The organism is Leptospiraceae bacterium, assembly GCA_016708435.1.
Classification (GTDB): Bacteria; Spirochaetota; Leptospiria; order Leptospirales; family Leptospiraceae; genus UBA2033.
In genome coordinates this window covers 26,514-44,364 of sequence record JADJFV010000010.1, presented here as the reverse complement: position 1 = coordinate 44,364, position 17,851 = coordinate 26,514, and the positions used below count along the sequence as shown (strand labels likewise).

The following is a 17,851-nucleotide window of genomic DNA, read 5'->3' as shown; positions in this document are numbered from 1 at the left end:
TGAATGAAAAATTATACAAGCTTTGACTCAATTACTATTAAAATCGCTTCTCCGGAAAGAATTAAAGAATGGTCTTACGGAGAAGTAAAAAAACCGGAAACAATTAATTACCGTACATTAAAACCAGAAAGAGAAGGTTTGTTCTGTGAAAAGATTTTCGGAACAACCAAAGACTGGGAATGCTATTGCGGTAAATTCAAATCTATCCGTTACAAAGGCGTAATTTGTGATAAGTGTGGAGTGGAAGTAACTCACTCTAAAGTTAGAAGAGAGAGAATGGGGCATATTGAGTTAGCCGCTCCTGTTTCTCATATCTGGTATTATCGTTCCGTTCCTTCTAGAATGGGACTCTTACTCGATATGACCATGAATGCTCTCAAGACGATTCTCTATTTTGAAAAATATGTAATCATTGATCCTGCTGATTCAGGAAGACTCAAAGGTGAGTTGTTAGACGAAGATGAATATCACTCATACCTTGATGAATACGGCGATAAATTTATCGCTGGTATCGGGGGAGATGCGATTAAAGAACTCCTTGCTCGTATTGATGTAGATGCGGAAGCCCGTGTTATCCGCCAAAAAATTCAAGAGAAAAAAGTTACTGATAAACGTTTAATCAAACGTCTTGAAGTGTTAGAAGCCTTCCGTGATTCAGGAAACCGTCCTGAGTGGATGGTGCTTGATAACGTTCCTGTTATCCCGCCTGAACTTCGTCCAATGGTTCAATTAGATGGAGGTAGATTTGCTACTTCTGACTTGAACGATTTATACAGGCGTGTGATTAACCGTAACAACCGTCTCAAAAGACTTTTAACTCTTAAAGCACCAGAAATTATTGTTCGTAATGAAAAACGTATGCTACAAGAAGCAGTGGATGCGTTATTCGACAACTCTCGCCGTAAGAGAACTGTAAAAGGAAAAGGAAATCGTCCTCTTAAGTCTATCTCTGATATGCTCAAAGGGAAACAAGGTCGATTCAGACAAAACCTTTTAGGTAAACGCGTAGATTATTCCGGTCGTTCTGTGATCGTTGTTGGTCCTGAATTAAAATTCCATCAAATGGGACTTCCTAAGAAAATGGCTCTTGAATTATTCAAACCATTTATTATGAAGCGTTTAGTTGATTTGGAACTTGCGCCTAACATCAAGTCTGCGAAGAAAAAAGTAGAAGCAGAAGACAAAGATGTATTCGAAGCATTAGAAACAGTAGTAAGAGAGCATCCAGTATTATTAAACCGTGCTCCTACTTTACATAGACTTGGTATCCAAGCATTCCTTCCAATTCTAGTAGAAGGAAAAGCAATTAAACTTCATCCGCTTGTATGTCATGCGTTTAACGCTGACTTTGATGGGGATCAAATGGCGATTCACGTTCCATTGTCTCCGAAAGCGCAATTAGAAGTTTGGATGCTTATGCTTTCACCGCATAATATCCTGAATCCTGCAAATGGTCATCCTATTTGCGGTCCTACACAGGATATTGTTCTTGGTATATATTATTTAACCTCTGAAGTGCCGAATGCCAAAGGTCATGGAAAATTCTTCACGAACTTAGAAGAAATTCACTATGCACTCGATGGAGGCTGGTTAGATTTAAGAGCAAAGATCAGTGTTCTCTACAATGAAAAAATCATTGAGACAACTCCAGGTCGTATGATCTTTAACACAGCAATGCCTAAGGGGTATAACTTTGTTAACCGCGTTCTTGGTGACAAAGAAACAAACAAAATTATTTCGGATGTATATGATACATTCGGTCCTGCTGCAACAGTGGTCATGCTTGACGAAATTAAAAAACTTGGTTATCGTTATGCAACAATCTTTGCTCCGACAATTTCAATTGAAGATATTCGTGTTTCTCCGCAAAAACAAATTCTTGTTACAGAAGCAAACAAAGAAGTAGAAAAAGCGGATATGGAGTATCGTAAAGGTATTATCACAAACGAAGAGCGTAAGAAAAAAGTAATCGAAATTTGGACAAAAGCAAATGATCGTATTACAGACAGTATGTTCAAAGAGCTAGAAAAGGACAAGGGTGGATTTAATCCTGTTTACGTCATGGCGGCATCCGGTGCTAGAGGATCTAAACAACAGATTCGTCAGTTAGCCGGTATGCGGGGGCTAATGGCTAAACCTTCTGGAGAAATCATTGAACTTGCTATTCGTTCTAATTTCCGCGAAGGTCTTGGTATCTTAGAGTTCTTCATTTCTACTCACGGTGCTAGAAAAGGTCTTTCAGATACGGCTCTTAAAACTGCCGATGCTGGTTATTTAACAAGAAGACTTGTAGATATTTCACAAGATGTTATTATCAACGAGCCTGATTGTGGAACGGATCAATTCGTAGAGTTAAGCATTGTAAAAGAAGGGGAGAACGTGATTGTGTCTCTCGCTGATAGAGTTTTCGGACGTTATACGGCAGAGGAAGTAATTGACCCTGTCTCTGAAAAAGTAGTTTATCCAAAGAATACTTTGATTGTGCGCTCTGTTGGACAAAAGATAGAAAATCTTGGTTACACAAAAATCAAAGTGCGCTCTCCACTTACCTGTGATGCTAAACAAGGTATTTGTATTAAGTGTTACGGTATGGATATGGCGAGACTTGTTCCGGTGGAAATCGGAGAAGCAGTGGGAACGATTGCGGCTCAGTCGATTGGTCAGCCTGGAACACAGTTGACGATGCGGACTTTCCACATCGGGGGTGCTGCGTCTGCGAAAGTGAAAGAGAAAGAGCATAAGGTTTCTTTCCAGTCAGTTGTAAAATTAGTAAATGGTAAATTAATTCAAAACCAAAAAGGGCAAACAGTGTTTAGCCGCCGTGGTTCGATTGTGGTTCAACATTTAATTCAAGACTTACTTCTTGTTGACCTATTAAATATTCGTGTTCGCGATGGACAAAACGTTCTTAAGGGAGAAGTAATTTCTACTAATTCCAAGGGCGAAATGATTCACGCTGAAATGCCTGGAAGAATTGAAATTGCAAATGAGCGTTTTAGAATTATCGGGGAAGACATTGTCATTCCTGTTAAGATTGGAACGATTCTTTTAGTAAAAGAAAATGATATTATTAAAGCAAATAGCCCTGTAGCAGAGTTTGATCCGTTCAACGACTTAGTTGTATCAGAAGTTGATGGAGCAGTTGCATGGGTAGATTTGGAAGTTGGTAAGAACGTTCGTCGTGATGAAGATGTAAAAACATCGAACGTCATTTACAAAGTAATCGAGCAAAAAAGAGAGAAGTTAAATCCTCGTATGGTTGTTAGTGGAGAAGCAGGCTCTGAAGAATATGCGGTTCCTGTAGATGCGCTTATCAATATTGTATCTGAAGATAAAGTTAAAATTGGAGATATTCTCTTTAAGATTCCTTCTATCGCAGAGAAGACGAGAGATATTACCGGTGGTTTACCAAGAGTAGACGAACTCTTTGAAGCACGTCGTCCTAAAGATGCGGCAACACTTGCAGAAACAAGTGGACGTATCGAAGATAAAGGCGAAATCATTAAAGAAAAGCGCGTATTCTATATTATCCCCGATAACCCTGATTTGGAACGAGTGAAAGTTGCTATTCCTGTCATTAAACAGTTACGTGTGGCTGATGGGGATTATGTGAAGCAAGGCGATCAGTTAGATGATGGAAACTTTGACCCACATGATATTTTACGAGTGAGAGGAACTAACGCTCTTCATGCTTATTTAGTAAAAGAGGTGCAAGAAGTTTATCGTCTACAAGGTGTGCATATCAATGATAAGCATATTGAAGTAGTTGTTAGACAAATGCTTCGTAAAGTGATGATTACTGATAGTGGGGATACTTCTTTTGTATCTCAACAACAAGTAGATCGTTTTACATTTAGAGAAGAAAACAAACGAGTAGACGCAGAGGGAGGAAGTCCTTCTCATGCAACTCCAATTCTTCTTGGTTTAACAAAAGCATCACTCAATACAGAGTCCTTTTTCTCTGCTGCCTCTTTCCAAGAAACCACAAAGGTTTTAACAGATGCTGCAATTAAAGGAAAAACTGACCAGTTAATCGGTTTAAAAGAAAATGTAATTATCGGTCATATGATTCCTGCTGGAACTGGAATGAGAAAATACCAAGAGATTGATGTTTTCAAAGAGTTCTACGGGGATTTAGAAAGACAGGCTGGAGAAGAAGAAGAGGAAAGATTCCCTCCACTTCAAACAAATTCTTTAGCGGTTCATATCACTGATAAGAATGAGCTAGAAGCTGATAATGACGATGATGAGGATGAATGAGAACTGTATTAAATACAGTTTTCACTTTACAAAAAGGAATAATGAAAAAATCTGACAGTATAACACTGTTATTATATATTTAGAGGAATGAATGCCAACAATTAATCAATTAATTAGACACGGAAGAAACAAACAAAAAAAGAAGACCAAGTCTCCTGCTTTAAAAAGCTGCCCACAAAGAAGAGGGGTTTGCACAAGAGTAATGACATTTACTCCTAAAAAACCTAACTCTGCTTTGCGTAAGGTTGCGAGAGTAAGACTTACGACTGGTATTGAGGTTACTGCTTATATACCTGGAGAAGGTCACAACTTACAAGAGCACAACGTTGTTCTGATTCGTGGTGGAAGGGTAAAGGATTTACCTGGGGTTCGTTATCACATTATCCGTGGAACTATTGATACACTTGGTGTAGACAAAAGAAGAAAAAGTCGCTCTAAATACGGCGCAAAAAGACCAAAGGCTTAAGGTTAGGAGAAATATATGTCTAGAAGAAGAACGAAAGCAGAAACAAAACATATTGTTCCAGATATCAAATACAATGATAAAGTTATCAGCAAGTTTATCAATTGCTTAATGTATGATGGAAAGAAAAGCACTGCACAACAAATTTTTTATACTGCAATGGATAATATCCAAACCAAACTCAGCACAGATCCTTACAAAGTATTCCACGAAGCGCTTAACAACGTTAAACCGGAAGTAGAAGTAAAGTCTAGAAGAGTCGGTGGGGTAACTTACCAGGTTCCTATCGAAGTTCGTCCTGAAAGAAGACTTGCTCTTGGGATTAAATGGATTATCCGCTACTCTAGGGATCGCAACGAAAAATCCATGGCTTCTAAACTAGCCGCAGAATTACTAGATGCTCACAAAGGCACAGGATCTTCAATCAAGAAGAAAGAAGATATTCGTAAGATGGCAGAAGCTAACAAAGCTTTCAGTCACTACAGATGGTAGTCTGATTTTAAAAAATCGAAGATCGCGTAACAGTGATTTTCTACTCAGAAAGCCGGTGTTAAAGCCGGCTTTTTTTTTGCAAATTTACCTTTCAAAATATCAAATTAGAAATTCAAGGAACAGATGATAAAATTCAATCCATTCTGTTTTCACATTCTTCTTCTAATAATTTAGGCACGCCGAAAGAAGAAATAACAGGCATTATCCGCCAATGCATTGTTCAATTGGAAGAATATTTTTCCGGAAAGCGCAAAGAGTTTACAATTCCATTTTCCATGGAAGGAACTGATTTCCAAAAACGAGTATGGACTGAGCTATTAAAAATTCCTTACGGGGAAACAATTACCTACTTGGAATTGGCGAAGAGGCTCGGTGATGAAAAATGCATTCGAGCAGCGGCTTCTGCAAATGGAAAAAATAAATTATCAATTATTATTCCCTGTCATAGAGTAATTGGGGCTAATGGTAGTTTAACTGGCTATGCGGGCGGCATAGAAAATAAAAGATATCTATTGGAATTGGAAAGAGAAAATTCTACACAGGAAGGAAGGTTGTTCTGAATAAAAAAATATCTCTCCGATGCGAAACACTGGAGAGATATTCTTAAATTAAAAGCTAATCAGAGATTACTTTTTAATAGGTGCATCTTTAGCTGGAGCATCTTTTACATTTTTAAATTCTTTTCGCTTCCATAAATAGTAAATCGCCGGATAGACTAAGAGCTCTAAAGCAAAGCTACTAACAAGTCCACCGACCATCGGAGCAGCAATTCGCTTCATTACATCGGAGCCAGTTGCAGTTGACCACATAATAGGGAGTAGCCCCATCATAGCACAGAGGACAGTCATGATTTTAGGGCGGACTCTTTTTACGGCTCCATGTAAAATTGACTCTCGTAGTTCCAAATCATTTTTTAATAAGCCTTTCTTTTTTGCATCTTCATAGGATAAATCTAAGTAGAGTAACATGAATACCCCTGTCTCGGCGTCGAGTCCCATGAGTGCAATCATTCCCACCCAGACAGCAATGGACATTTGATAATCTAATAGGAAGAGAATTGCAAAAGCGCCAATGAGGGAAAAGGGAACAGCGCACATTACAATAAAAGTTTTCGTGTAGGATTTAGTATTCATGTAAATCAAAAAGAAGATGATAAAAAGAGTAATTGGAATTACAAATTTCATTCTCTCTCTTACACGGATGATATTTTCATACTGCCCTGTCCATATCAATGTATACCCTTGCGTCAATTTTACTGATTCGGATACTTTTAATTTCGCGCTTTCTACAAATCCACCGATGTCAGACTCTCCTGTATCCAAATACACATAACCAGTAAGAAATCCATTTTCATCACGAATCATGGCGGGACCTGTTTTGTATTCCAAGTCTGCAATCTCTCCAATTGGAATATGGGAATCTGTAAGAGTAGGAATTAGAATTCGTTTTAGTTGGTCGATATTTTCCCTCAGGGCTCTTGGGTAACGGATATTAACCGTATAGCGCTCTCTGCCTTCAATGGTTTGTGTAATTGGTTCTCCACCTATTGCGGTTAAAATGATATTTTGCGCACTGGCAATTGTAATACCATAGCGGGCAAGCTTCTCTCTTTTAAGATTGATGTCTAGGAAATAACCACCTGTTACCCGCTCGGCAAATACAGAGCGAACACCTGTTAGGTTTTTTAAGACTCTTTCTATTTCAATTCCAAGTCTTTCAATTTCGTCTAACGATTCACCCTGTATTTTAATTCCAATTGGAGTTCTAAGACCGGTAGAAAGCATATCTATTCTAGTCTTAATTGGCATTGTCCAAGCGTTTGACACACCGGGAAAAGAAAGCTCTTTATCCATTATATCAATCAATTCTTCTTTTGAAATTCTATCTGTCCCAAAACTTCTAAATAGAAAATGAGTAAAGTTTGGAAGCTTGGAATAGAATCTTTCTTTTTTTCTCCATTCGTTTTGTGGCTTCACTAAGACTACTGTTTCCATCATAGAAAAAGGAGCGTTGTCGGTAGCTGTGTCCGCTCTTCCTGCTTTACCAAAGACTCTTACTACTTCTGGAATAGATTTTAGTTTTCTATCCATATTTACCATTAGCCGCTCTGCTTCTGCAACTGAGATTCCCGGTAGAGTAGTAGGCATATAGAGCAAAGATTCTTCATAGAGAGGAGGCATAAATTCAGAGCCTAAGTGTAGATAGACAGGAATGGTAAGAAGGACTGCAAAAAAAGAAGCAAGAATTACTTTTTTAGGATGAAGTAAAACCCAAGAACAAGCAGGCTCATAGTATTTAAAAAGAAATTTACTAATCGGATGATTTTCTTCTTTGTGGTATTTACCAACTAAGAGTGTAGTAGCCACTTGACTTAGAAATTTATTCTTAAAAGTAAATGGATCCATTCTAGTAAATAGCATTCTAAAAGCAGGATCAAGGGTTAAAGCAAGAATAGCCGCTATCGCCATGGCAAGATTTTTAGAGTAGGCGAGTGGACGAAAGAGTCTTCCTTCTTGATCGACTAAGGTGAATACAGGCAAAAAAGCAATCGCAATCACAAGAAGAGAAAAAAATACAGAAGGACCAACTTCTAAAAGTGCTTCGAGCCTAACAGTGTGATAGTCACCGACTCTACCGTTTGAGTCCCATTCTTCTAACTTTTTATAAGCGTTCTCTACTTCTACAATCGCACCATCAACCAAAACTCCTATCGATATTGCAATTCCAGAAAGGGACATGATATTCGAATGAATTCCAAAGGCATACATAGGAATAAAAGAAATAATCACAGAAATTGGAATCGTAAGAATTGGAACAATGGCAGAAGGAAAATGCCAGAGGAAAATTAAAATCACAAGAGATACGATAATCATTTCTTCTAAAAGTTTTTCTTTTAGATTGTGAATTGCATTTAGGATCAACTCAGAGCGATCGTAGGTTGTAATTATTTCTAGTCCTTTGGGCAGAGAAGGGGTAATGTCTGTTATTTTCTTTTTAATTTCTTCAATCACGGAAAGTGCATTTTCTCCGTGACGCATAACAATGATTCCCCCCACTGTATCACCATTTCCATCTAGATCAGAAATTCCTCTACGCAAATCAGGACCTAAGTCTACCTTGGCAACATTTTTAATTAGAACAGGAGTGCCTGTAGTATCTGTTCCAAGGCTGATCGTTTCGATATCAGAAAGACTACGAATATAGCCTTTCCCGCGAATCATGTATTCAGCTCCACTTAGTTCCATGAGCCGAGCCCCTGTCTCTTGATTTGACTCTCTAATCTTTTGAACGACAGACTCCATCGAGATGCCATAGGCTTGTAGTGCAATTGGATTGACAGTGACCTGGTATTGTTTTTTAAAACCGCCAATACCTGCAACTTCTGCGACACCAGGAATTGCATTTAGAAGATAACGAAGTTTAAAGTCCTGAAAGGAGCGAATGTCGGTTAATGAGTTTTTGCCGCTCTTGTCTACTAGGGCATATTGAAATACCCAACCGACACCTGTTGCATCGGGACCCAGTTCTGTTTGGACACCATCGGGGAGCCTTGATTGTATGCGGGATAGATATTCCAATACACGCGATCTCGCCCAATATATATCAGTTCCATCTTGGAAGATAACGTATACAAAAGAGTAACCGAAATCAGAAAATCCACGGATGACTTTTACTTTTGGAGCACCTAAAAGACCTGTGATAATTGGATAGGTAACCTGGTCTTCAATGATATCGGGACTTCGATCCCAGCGGGAATAAACGATCACCTGTGTGTCGGAGAGGTCGGGAATTGCATCGAGAGGAATATTTTTGATAGAGTAATAGGAGATAATCAGCATTATCCCGGTAATCACAAGAATCAAAAGAGGGTTGTGTGCAGAGAAACGAATGATTTTAGAAGTAATAGAATTTGAATCAATGGGAGTGTTCATTCGATGATCCTCCTAGTTTAATTTTACTTTCTGAGTCTAAGAGAAAATTGGATTCTACTACGATTTCTTCTCCCCCTTTTAAGCCCTCTAATACTTCATAGAAATCATCTGTTTCCATTCCCGTTTTTACAAAGACAGGAGTAAACTCTTCGTTCGAAACTTTCTTGTAGGCTAACTTATGTTTGCCGGTATTTAAAAGAGCCGACTTTGGAATCGAAAGAGCTTTTTTAAGTGGAATTGAAATTTCAATATTACCAAACATTTGCGGTTTAAGTGTATTATCCCTATCTAAGAACATAAGACCGAAAACGAAGAGTTCTATTTTTTTCGTCTAGAATAGAGTCTACACTTTGAATCGTGCCGGTATAAATTTTATCGGGAAAAGAATCAATTTTTAGATTTACCTTTAAGCCTTTTTTGATATAACCAATATCGGATTCATAGATGGAGGAATAGATATAAGCTCGCCCATTTTTACTTCCTAGAATTAATTCCTCAGGGTTACGATTTCCATTTCCCCATTCTAGAATTTGTGATTCAGAAAGTCCTAACTGCTTTAATCGAACGGTGCTGGAATTTAAAAGAGAATTCGATGAAGAGCTAGTTTCATCAGCCAATAACTGAGTTGCTTTTTTTGCTTCGCGGTATTCTAAGATGGCTGTGTAAAGCTCAGGGTCGTAGGCAACTGTAGAGTAGGCGAGGATTTTCTTACTTAAATTGAGAATTTCTACTTTGGCAGTTTTAATTCCAATGAGTCTTTGTTTCTCTTCTGGTAAATAAAGAGTATCCTCAGTCTTAGAATTTTTATTCTCTGTCGTTTCCTTCTCGTGATGGGAATGTGTATCGGACTTGGAAGTAGAATTTTCCAATCTTTCTTTCTTGACCAAATTCATATTACAGATGGGACATTGCCCGGCTTTGTCTGAAGTATAAGTAGGATGCATAGGGCAATACCAGTTTTCTTTTTCTTTTTTACAGGATTGTAAAAAAGAGAATAGAGAAAGGATTAGAATTAGTAGTTTTAAATTTCGTTTCATATTAATTTTCCTTTGATAGAACTAGGCTATCGGTTAATTCAAGAATGAGTAGAGTGGTGAGTTTTTTTTTCTCAAGAACTCTTCTTCTGAGATATAAGTCTTTTGTAATTCTAGCTTTGCACTTAAGACTTCGATTAAGTCAATTTTTCCTGTGCCGTATTGTGAGGATAATGCGGATAAGCTTTTATTTAGTTCGGGGATAAGTCTTTTTTGATAGAGTTCTAATTGGGAGTCGATTGATTCAAGTGTAGCCAACAATTTATCAAAGTTTGATTCTAAAAAAAGTTTATTTCTTTCGAGTTCAAATGTTTTTGATTTTGTGTTTTCGACTGATCTTTCCTTTAAGTTATGACTGGAAAAAAAAGACCAGGCAGGAACGCGAACATTGACTCCAAAGGAAAATAAATCTCCGCGGTATTCTGTATTGTCCATAATTTGATAATTGAGAGGTCCGTTATCAACGGTGACAATCTGATTTCTTCTTTTCATATAGGCAAAGAAAATTTCTGTATCGGGAGCATGCAAAAGAGAAGAGAGCCTACTTTCATTCTTAGAGCGCTCAATGGCAACAGAGGCTAATTTATAGTTTGGATTTTCCAATAATTTTTGTTTCAAATTTTGCTTTTCTGTTTTAATTAAATTTCCCTTATCAGAAAGAAATTTGCCCGTATCCGCCTGAACAATTTTAGTAAGATCAGAATTATCCGTCTTAAAATATTCTAGAGAGGCAAGAGCATTTTTTTTATCGCGAATGAATTCGATTTCTCTTTCCTGAGAGCGAGTAGCCTCGACTTGCAGCTTTAGAGTCTTGGATAATGCCGAGTTGCCGGTAGCATAGGTCGAAGAGGAAATTGTTTTTTGACTCTCAAGAGTTTTTCGAATTAGATCGTTGAGTAAAATTTTTCTCTCAGAACTTTTCAAGCGAATGAGTCCAGAAATATATTCTAAGATAAATTGGTTCTTGCGAGATTTTGAGAAATGAGAAAATTCTATTTCGTTTAGTTTGCTGGCTTTACCCTGTAAAGTTAGTCTCCCTGGAAAAGGAATTTCTTGGGAAATGCTATACTCAATACCGGTCATGCTCGGAGTGTCATAGGCTCGATCATTTAAGGAATACGAACGAGTAGGGTAGTTCCGAAACGCGATTCCTATTTTGGGATCGGGATAGGTTGTTTCGTGATTTGCGGCGGCGGCTTTTGATTTTAGCTCGGACTGCAAGGATTGAATTTCTGGATGAGTGGTGATTAAGTCCTCTATCAGAATGTTCAATTCTTCTGAGTAGATAACAGTTGTTAGCTGAATTAAAAAAATAACTAATAATTTATTCACTTCTTCCCTCCTTAGGGTAAATGGGTAATGCGTAAGAATTTAAAATGAGAATCTGATCCGAAGATACTTAGTTCGGAGTTAGTTGTGGCTTAAATCAAATAAGAAGATGGATTGTTTTGGTGGGACTTAGAAAAGGAATATGTAAAATGTCTAAATGTAACGGAGGATAATGTTTATTTTGCGTAAGGTTGAGTTGCAATACGAAATTGACAGGAGCCTGAAAGGCAAGCTCTAAGGAAATCGAATTCTTAATTACTTTGGAGGATTCAAGCAATGAGATGGTTTTCTTTTCAGGACATGAGCAGTCTTTTGTCGCATTTTTCTTGGACTTGTGGCAGTTGGCATGGTTCACAGTCTGTTTTGTTTTTTTCTGAATTGGGCAAATGATATGCTTTGAGTTCATCAAGTCTTTGCAATCGATGCTAAAAGCCATTGCGATTGCCAAAACTAGGATGAGGAACTTCTTCATATGCTGATTGGACAAAAGAATCTTACAAGAGCAAGAACTTTTTTAAGAAAAAAGTTTGACCTACAAAGCGAGTATATTAAGTTGGAAAACGTCTAGGAGCTGTAGCTCAGTTGGTTAGAGTGCCTGCCTGTCACGCAGGATGTCGCGGGTTCGAGTCCCGTCAGCTCCGCAGATTCTCTTTTCTTCCTTGGGTGTTCCCCTTGCAATTCTTTATAAATCTAAAAAACAAATAAAACCAAAGCAAGGGTCGGGCTATCCGCTCTTGTCAAGAAATTGTGACCAACCTTCTTTGATAAATCCTTTCCAATAAGCAATTTCTTGACACCGCTTCTATCCCTAACACTAAGACTCTTTATTTATGTTGGAACTTTTCGGAAAAAGATAAGTCGTTTTGTGTATGGCTCCGCCTAGCATTTTGGGGAGGTGCATTAGATTTTGGAAAATTTTCGTCGTAAGCTATATCTTTTTGTGATAAATATCCCTTCGATATTGCATCTCCCTGTTATAAAAAGTATTTTTCCTAGAGAGTATGGCTCTAGTGTATAGTCGAAATTGTGATTGCATAGGAACTCCGAAGCTCGCTAGGTGTTCGGGGATGGATTCTGCAACACCGAGAAAGTCAAGCATTATGAGAAAGGTTACAATTAGGCAAATACTCTTGTTAAAGAAAGCTTTTAGTTGTTTCAACTCCGCCCAGTCTTTCGGATAAGGACGAATAGCCACTTTACGAAGGCGTTGTTCCTTTTCTTGGTATTTCGTCATCAGAGCCTCTGATTTTTCGAGAATCCCATTGTAAATTAGAAAACGATACTTTTTCAGCAGCAAATGAAGATAATCTCTTCGACTGTCTTCGTCATCGTTAGTTCTATCGTTCCAAAAATCTAACAGATGAGCGGGAATGAGTAGAGAAGAATTATGCTGCTCTTCTGTGAGATTGTTGCATTCATTGTAAAAAGTCGGAGTATAAAAGGTTTTCATCATCTCCTGATTTTTCATTCACCAAAAGTCAGAAAAGTATTTTTCTTAGAATAAGAAAATTTTTAATAGAAATTACGCACTTGCGCATAATCAAATTGATTTCCATATTCATTCATCGTTTTTCTTTCAACAAAGGAGAATAAATTTGAAATCGATCCTACTACTTTTAATTACTTTGTTTACTCTTTGCATTTCGTGCAAAGAAAAGTCAGAGCCTACTGCATCTAAAGAGAAAGAATTTGTAATTCCTACAAAGAGTTTTCTTTCTAGGGAATGGGTAAGCTATCATCTATTACTTTTAAAGGAAAGAAATAGAGAATATGAAACGATCCAAGAATTAAAAATCAAGGCAAAATCGAGAATGCAGAAGGGAATTGTTTTGTATCGAATGAAAAAAGATTCTGATGCAATTCGAGAGTATGAAGAGGCTATTGATCTTTATCCGCTATCTGAACTTTATTATCATTATGGAAATAGCCTTGCTAATTTGAATCGTTTAGAGGATTCTATTCATGCTTACAAGATTTCACTTTCTATTTCAAATTGGGATTTCAACGATGATTATAGTCGGCCAGAGTTAATATTTTATAATCTTGCATGTTCTCACAGTCGATTAAATCAATTAGATGAGGCATATACCTATTTAGCGCAAGCCGTTGATAGAGGCTACAATGCATTTGCCTATATCGAAAAAGATCCTGATATGGAAAATCTTCGTAAGCAGCCAGATTGGAAAGAAAAAATTCAAAAATGGCGACAGGAATATAGTTATAATGAAAATACTGTTGCAGGTTTGATCAAAGAGCAAAATCCTAGAGATGCACTGCTTTACTATTTATGCAAGGGTGGCATTGCTATTTTATTAAGTAAAGATTATTGCGTAAGAAATGAGAAAGGAATAATCGGATATAAGAAAGGCAAATGGGAGTTATTCAATGGCGATATAAGAATAAGTATTAAAGAATCTTGTCTACCTACCTATCGAATGAGTGACAAAGAAAAAGCGCAATATGATTTTGAACGTCAAGTAGGTGGAGGTTATTGTAAACCAGGGATTGTTGAATTTTCTGGGGACTGTGAATTTAATGAATACTTCCCATTGATTAAAAGAGAGATTGTAAAAGAAATTTTAAAGAAACCGACCAAAAGAAACCAAGATGATATACAAGAAGGCTTCTCTCTTCGAAAATTAACTAAAAACCAAGAGCCTAAGCAATGTGATCCTGATTTTGTTCCAAAGGCATTTGGAAGGATGAGCCTCTATATTGCGCTGCCGTTCGAGTATATAGAGAATTAGTTAAACTTCTTTTAAAGAGGAACTGATCTAAAGTTGTGGGAAAGCATTAAAGGGAATCACCGAGCCTGCTAATAAAATCTTTTTCATTTTGCACTCAGGTGCTTGTGCTTTCTTCTTTTTTGGGTATAGTATGTTAAAAAGTAGAGGAAAGTATGAAAAAAGAATATTCAATGAAATTATTTTGGATTGGGTTTTTAGGGTTAATGCTTTGTATACCGCTTGCGTTGATTAGTAATTTGGCGGATGAAAGAAGGCAACGAAGAGAGGCAGTCGCCTTACAATTAGGAAGAGTCTGGGGCGGGGCACAGTTGATTGCAATGCCTTTTCTTTCCAAGCAACCAAATGCAGCGATAGATCAAATGTCTTTTAGTTCTAATGTAGATATAAAAGGAAAACAATCTGTAGAAATACGTAAAAAAGGAACCTATCAGATTCCCTTTTACAATTTAGATTTAGATATTTCTGGAAAAGTTTCTCTTCCGGCTAGTAAAGATAAGACTTATTATTTAGTCTTTCCAGTCTCTTCCTTGTTAAGAGTATCTGTTGAATCTGCGAAGTATGGCAATAAGCCGATCAAGCAAATTAAAAACGACAGCCGATTCATTGCGTTTAAAATTGTTCCCGAAACAGACGAAGAAGAAATTTCCTACGAACTCAAAGTAAAACTTACCGGTATGGAAAAATTTCATATCCTTCCAATGGCTAATAATATACGACTAGAAATTGATTCTAATTGGGGTGATCCATCGTTTACAGGAAGGTCTTTGCCGGATACTCGAACCATAGATAAAAATGGATTTAAGGCTATTTGGAATTATAAAAACAGCGAAGACTTAAATCAAAAAATACATCTATACAATATGATGGAAGAAAGCTCTGAGTTTGTAAACTTGCAAGAGGAGATATTTGGCGTTAGCCTCATTGTTGCCGTGGATGGATATCATTTAATCAACCGAGTGATTAAGTATGGATTTTTATTCATTGGACTTACACTTGCTGGATTTTTTGTATTCGAAGCAATCTATTCTCTCAGAGTGCATTTGATTCAATATATATTTGTGGGCTTTGCACTCCTTTTATTCTATTTGCTTTTACTTTCCTTTTCAGAATACATCGGCTTTGCATTTGCTTATTTAATTGCAGCCCTTGCAGTTCTAGTGCAAATCTATGGTTATGCGATAGTAGTATTAAGAAGTAAATACAGAGCCTTTGTGTTAGGATCCGGAATTTCTATTCTCTATGGATTCTTGTATATTCTAATCAACTTAGAGGAATACTCGTTAGTAACCGGAAGTATTGGTTTATTCTTGCTTCTCAGCGGTATAATGTATTTTACCCGCAATGTGGATTGGTATTCTCTTTTTGGAAATTCAGATAAGATACAAAACTAAAAACCTAACTTACTTTTTCTAAGACTGTATAAGCAAGTAAAAAGCTCTTTTGAGAATAACCAAAAGAGATTTTTACTTTTAGGTTGTCTCCACTACCGGAGATTTCGGCTATTTTACCAATGCCGTAGTCTTTGTGTTTGACTTTATCCCCTACAGAAAGATTCTTTTGGTCAGCAGTTGTGATTGAACGCTTCTTATGATCGAGAGTTGTGTTTTCTTTTCTGTCTCCAGCTTTGGGAGAATAACTGGGTGTATACCGCTCTTCTGGTTGTGTTCTTCCATTTTCAAATAACTCATATGGGATTTCTTTTAGAAAACGAGAAGGAATTCTATCTTCTACGTTTCCGTATTTGCGAGTGAAGGAGGCATGGCTGATAAATAGTTTTATCTTCGCGCGGGTAATGGCTACATAACAGAGTCTTCTTTCTTCTTCGATTTCGCTTTCTGATTCCATTGACATTCTATGAGGAAAAGTTCCTTCTTCCATTCCAGTTAGAAATACATAGTCAAATTCTAGACCTTTGGAATTGTGCACTGTCATGAGTGTTACATAGTCGGTTAATTCTTTTGTATTCTCTTCACTTGTTAGAAGCACAATGTCTCCTAAGTATTCCGATAGGCTTGGATTTTCTGCATTCTCTTCGTATTCTTTAATCGCAGTTACGAACTGTTCAATGTTTTCGATTCTATCACTCGACTCAAGAGAATCTTCATTTCGATAGTGTTCATGAATTCCCATTGTTTCTAGTAATTGTAATACAATTTTAGAAGGAGTATCATTTACTCTTTGCATATCAATTAAGTCCTGGAATTTATTGTATAATTCCTTCATGTTCTTAAAAGTTCCTTTTCTGATATCAGAAATTTCTGTATTAAGAGCGTCTAATACTGACATGCCTCTACTGAGAGCAAGTGCCTTTACTTTTTCTAATGTAGTATCTCCAATTCCGCGCGGAGGCGAGTTGATAATTCTTAATAGAGAAGTATCATCTCCTGGATTAACAACTACTGAAAGGTAGGCGATGATGTCTTTGATTTCTTGTCTATCAAAGAATCTAAATCCACCGAAGATTTTATAAGGAATAGAAGAAGAACGAAGAGCTTCCTCGAAGTAGCGAGACTGCGCGTTTGTTCTATAGAATACAACGAATTTCGTGTAAGAGTTTTCAGTCTTATAGAGCTTTTGAATTTGTTTTACGATTGCGTTTGCTTCTTCGTGCTCGCTATAGAATTGCGTCAAAGTAATCTTATCCCCTGGAGGTTTGCTTGAGAAGATATTCTTACTTTTGCGCTCCGAGTTGTTCTTGATTAAATTGCTTGCCGCTTCTATGATGTTTGCGAAAGAGCGATAGTTTTCTTCTAGCTTGACTGTAAATGTATTATCAAAGTCTTTTTCGAAGTCTAGAATATTGCGAATATCCGCTCCGCGCCACGAATAAATAGATTGGTCATCATCTCCTACAACACAGATATTTTTATGATGACCTGCTAGAAGCTTTGTGAGTTCATATTGGATTTTATTTGTATCTTGGTATTCATCTACCATGATATATTTCCATAGAATATTATAACGTTCAATCACAGAGGGATGATTCTTAAATAGCAAAACTGTTTTTAAAATTAAATCTCCAAAGTCTACTGCATTGTTTTGCTTTTTTCTTTCTTCGTATTTTTTATAAATTGCTTTTACATTTTCTAAATAGAAATCTTTTCTTAACTCAGCACCGAACTCTTCGGGTAATATCATAGAGTCTTTTGCATGACTGATTCGATTTGCAATTTGAGAAGGAGCAAATAGTTTAATATCGAGTCCCATTGACTTTATGATTTCTTTGATCAGTGCTTCTTGCAAAGATGTATCATATACAGTAAAGCCAGATTTTAATTCAACCGTATCTGCATTCGAGCGAAGTAAACTTAAACAAAGAGAGTGAAATGTTTTAATCGAAATTCCATGATAGGAGTTTGGGATTAGACCAATTACCCGCTCTTTCATTTCTGCGGCTGCTTTGTTTGTAAATGTTAAGGCACAAATATTGTAAGGAGAAATACCTTTGTCTAAAATTAAATGCGCAATCCTATGTGTGATTACTCTCGTTTTGCCGGAGCCAGCCCCCGCAAGTATTAGGACAGGACCTTCTGTTTGAAGAACTGCTTTTTTTTGTTCTTCATTTAATTTGTCTAAGAGAGGATACTCCATACT

At 37.1% G+C, this 17,851-nt stretch carries 10 protein-coding genes, 1 tRNA gene and 2 pseudogenes; 7 read left to right on the top strand and 6 right to left on the bottom strand.

Translation table 11 applies throughout. From position 1 onward, the window contains the following. Positions 1–3: 3 nt before the first annotated feature. From rpoC to IPH52_15095, 4 genes are all read left to right on the top strand, one after another. Complete coding sequence (gene rpoC / locus IPH52_15110; protein ID MBK7056345.1) at positions 4–4,260, top strand: DNA-directed RNA polymerase subunit beta'; 4,257 nt, start codon at positions 4–6, stop codon at positions 4,258–4,260. A gap of 91 nt (positions 4,261–4,351) precedes the next feature. Continuing rightward, a complete protein-coding gene (locus tag IPH52_15105) occupies positions 4,352–4,726 on the top strand; it encodes a 30S ribosomal protein S12 (protein MBK7056344.1) in 375 nt (124 codons plus the stop codon). A gap of 15 nt (positions 4,727–4,741) precedes the next feature. Beyond that, a complete protein-coding gene (rpsG, locus tag IPH52_15100) occupies positions 4,742–5,215 on the top strand; it encodes a 30S ribosomal protein S7 (protein ID MBK7056343.1) in 474 nt (157 codons plus the stop codon). Positions 5,216–5,313: 98 nt separating this feature from the next. Then, positions 5,314–5,775, top strand: a complete 462-nt coding sequence (locus IPH52_15095) for a methylated-DNA--[protein]-cysteine S-methyltransferase (GenBank protein MBK7056342.1) — start codon at positions 5,314–5,316, stop codon at positions 5,773–5,775. Between the two features lie 66 nt (positions 5,776–5,841). On the opposite strand, the gene IPH52_15090 is transcribed toward IPH52_15095, so the two are convergent. From IPH52_15090 to IPH52_15075, 4 genes and pseudogenes are all read right to left on the bottom strand, one after another. Then, a complete protein-coding gene (locus IPH52_15090) occupies positions 5,842–9,120 on the bottom strand; it encodes an efflux RND transporter permease subunit (GenBank protein ID MBK7056341.1) in 3,279 nt (1,092 codons plus the stop codon). 10 nt (positions 9,121–9,130) lie between these two features. Beyond that, positions 9,131–10,184: pseudogene (locus IPH52_15085) on the bottom strand (efflux RND transporter periplasmic adaptor subunit). A 1-nt stretch (position 10,185) separates the two neighbouring features. Then, positions 10,186–11,513 (bottom strand): annotated as a pseudogene (locus IPH52_15080) (TolC family protein). Between the two features lie 94 nt (positions 11,514–11,607). Next, the gene (locus IPH52_15075) at positions 11,608–11,982 is read right to left on the bottom strand and encodes a hypothetical protein (protein MBK7056340.1); all 375 of its coding nucleotides are present in this window, start codon (positions 11,980–11,982) and stop codon (positions 11,608–11,610) included. 95 nt (positions 11,983–12,077) lie between these two features. Between IPH52_15075 and IPH52_15070 the strand changes: the two genes are divergently transcribed. Continuing rightward, positions 12,078–12,151 (top strand) — tRNA-Asp (locus IPH52_15070). 287 nt (positions 12,152–12,438) lie between these two features. Here the strand turns inward: IPH52_15070 and IPH52_15065 are convergent. Next, entirely contained in the window at positions 12,439–12,963 is a 525-nt protein-coding gene (locus tag IPH52_15065; GenBank protein MBK7056339.1) for a DUF1564 family protein, read from the bottom strand. Positions 12,964–13,105: 142 nt separating this feature from the next. Here IPH52_15065 and IPH52_15060 point away from each other — a divergent pair, with 142 nt between their 5' ends. Further along, a complete protein-coding gene (locus IPH52_15060) occupies positions 13,106–14,257 on the top strand; it encodes a hypothetical protein (GenBank protein ID MBK7056338.1) in 1,152 nt (383 codons plus the stop codon). A 152-nt stretch (positions 14,258–14,409) separates the two neighbouring features. Continuing rightward, positions 14,410–15,648 (top strand): inner membrane CreD family protein, encoded by a 1,239-nt coding sequence (locus tag IPH52_15055; protein ID MBK7056337.1) that lies wholly within the window; start codon positions 14,410–14,412, stop codon positions 15,646–15,648. Positions 15,649–15,652: 4 nt separating this feature from the next. On the opposite strand, the gene IPH52_15050 is transcribed toward IPH52_15055, so the two are convergent. Then, positions 15,653–17,848 carry a UvrD-helicase domain-containing protein gene (locus IPH52_15050; protein MBK7056336.1) on the bottom strand — a complete coding sequence of 732 codons (2,196 nt, stop codon included), beginning with the start codon at positions 17,846–17,848 and terminating at the stop codon, positions 15,653–15,655. Positions 17,849–17,851 lie beyond the last annotated feature (3 nt).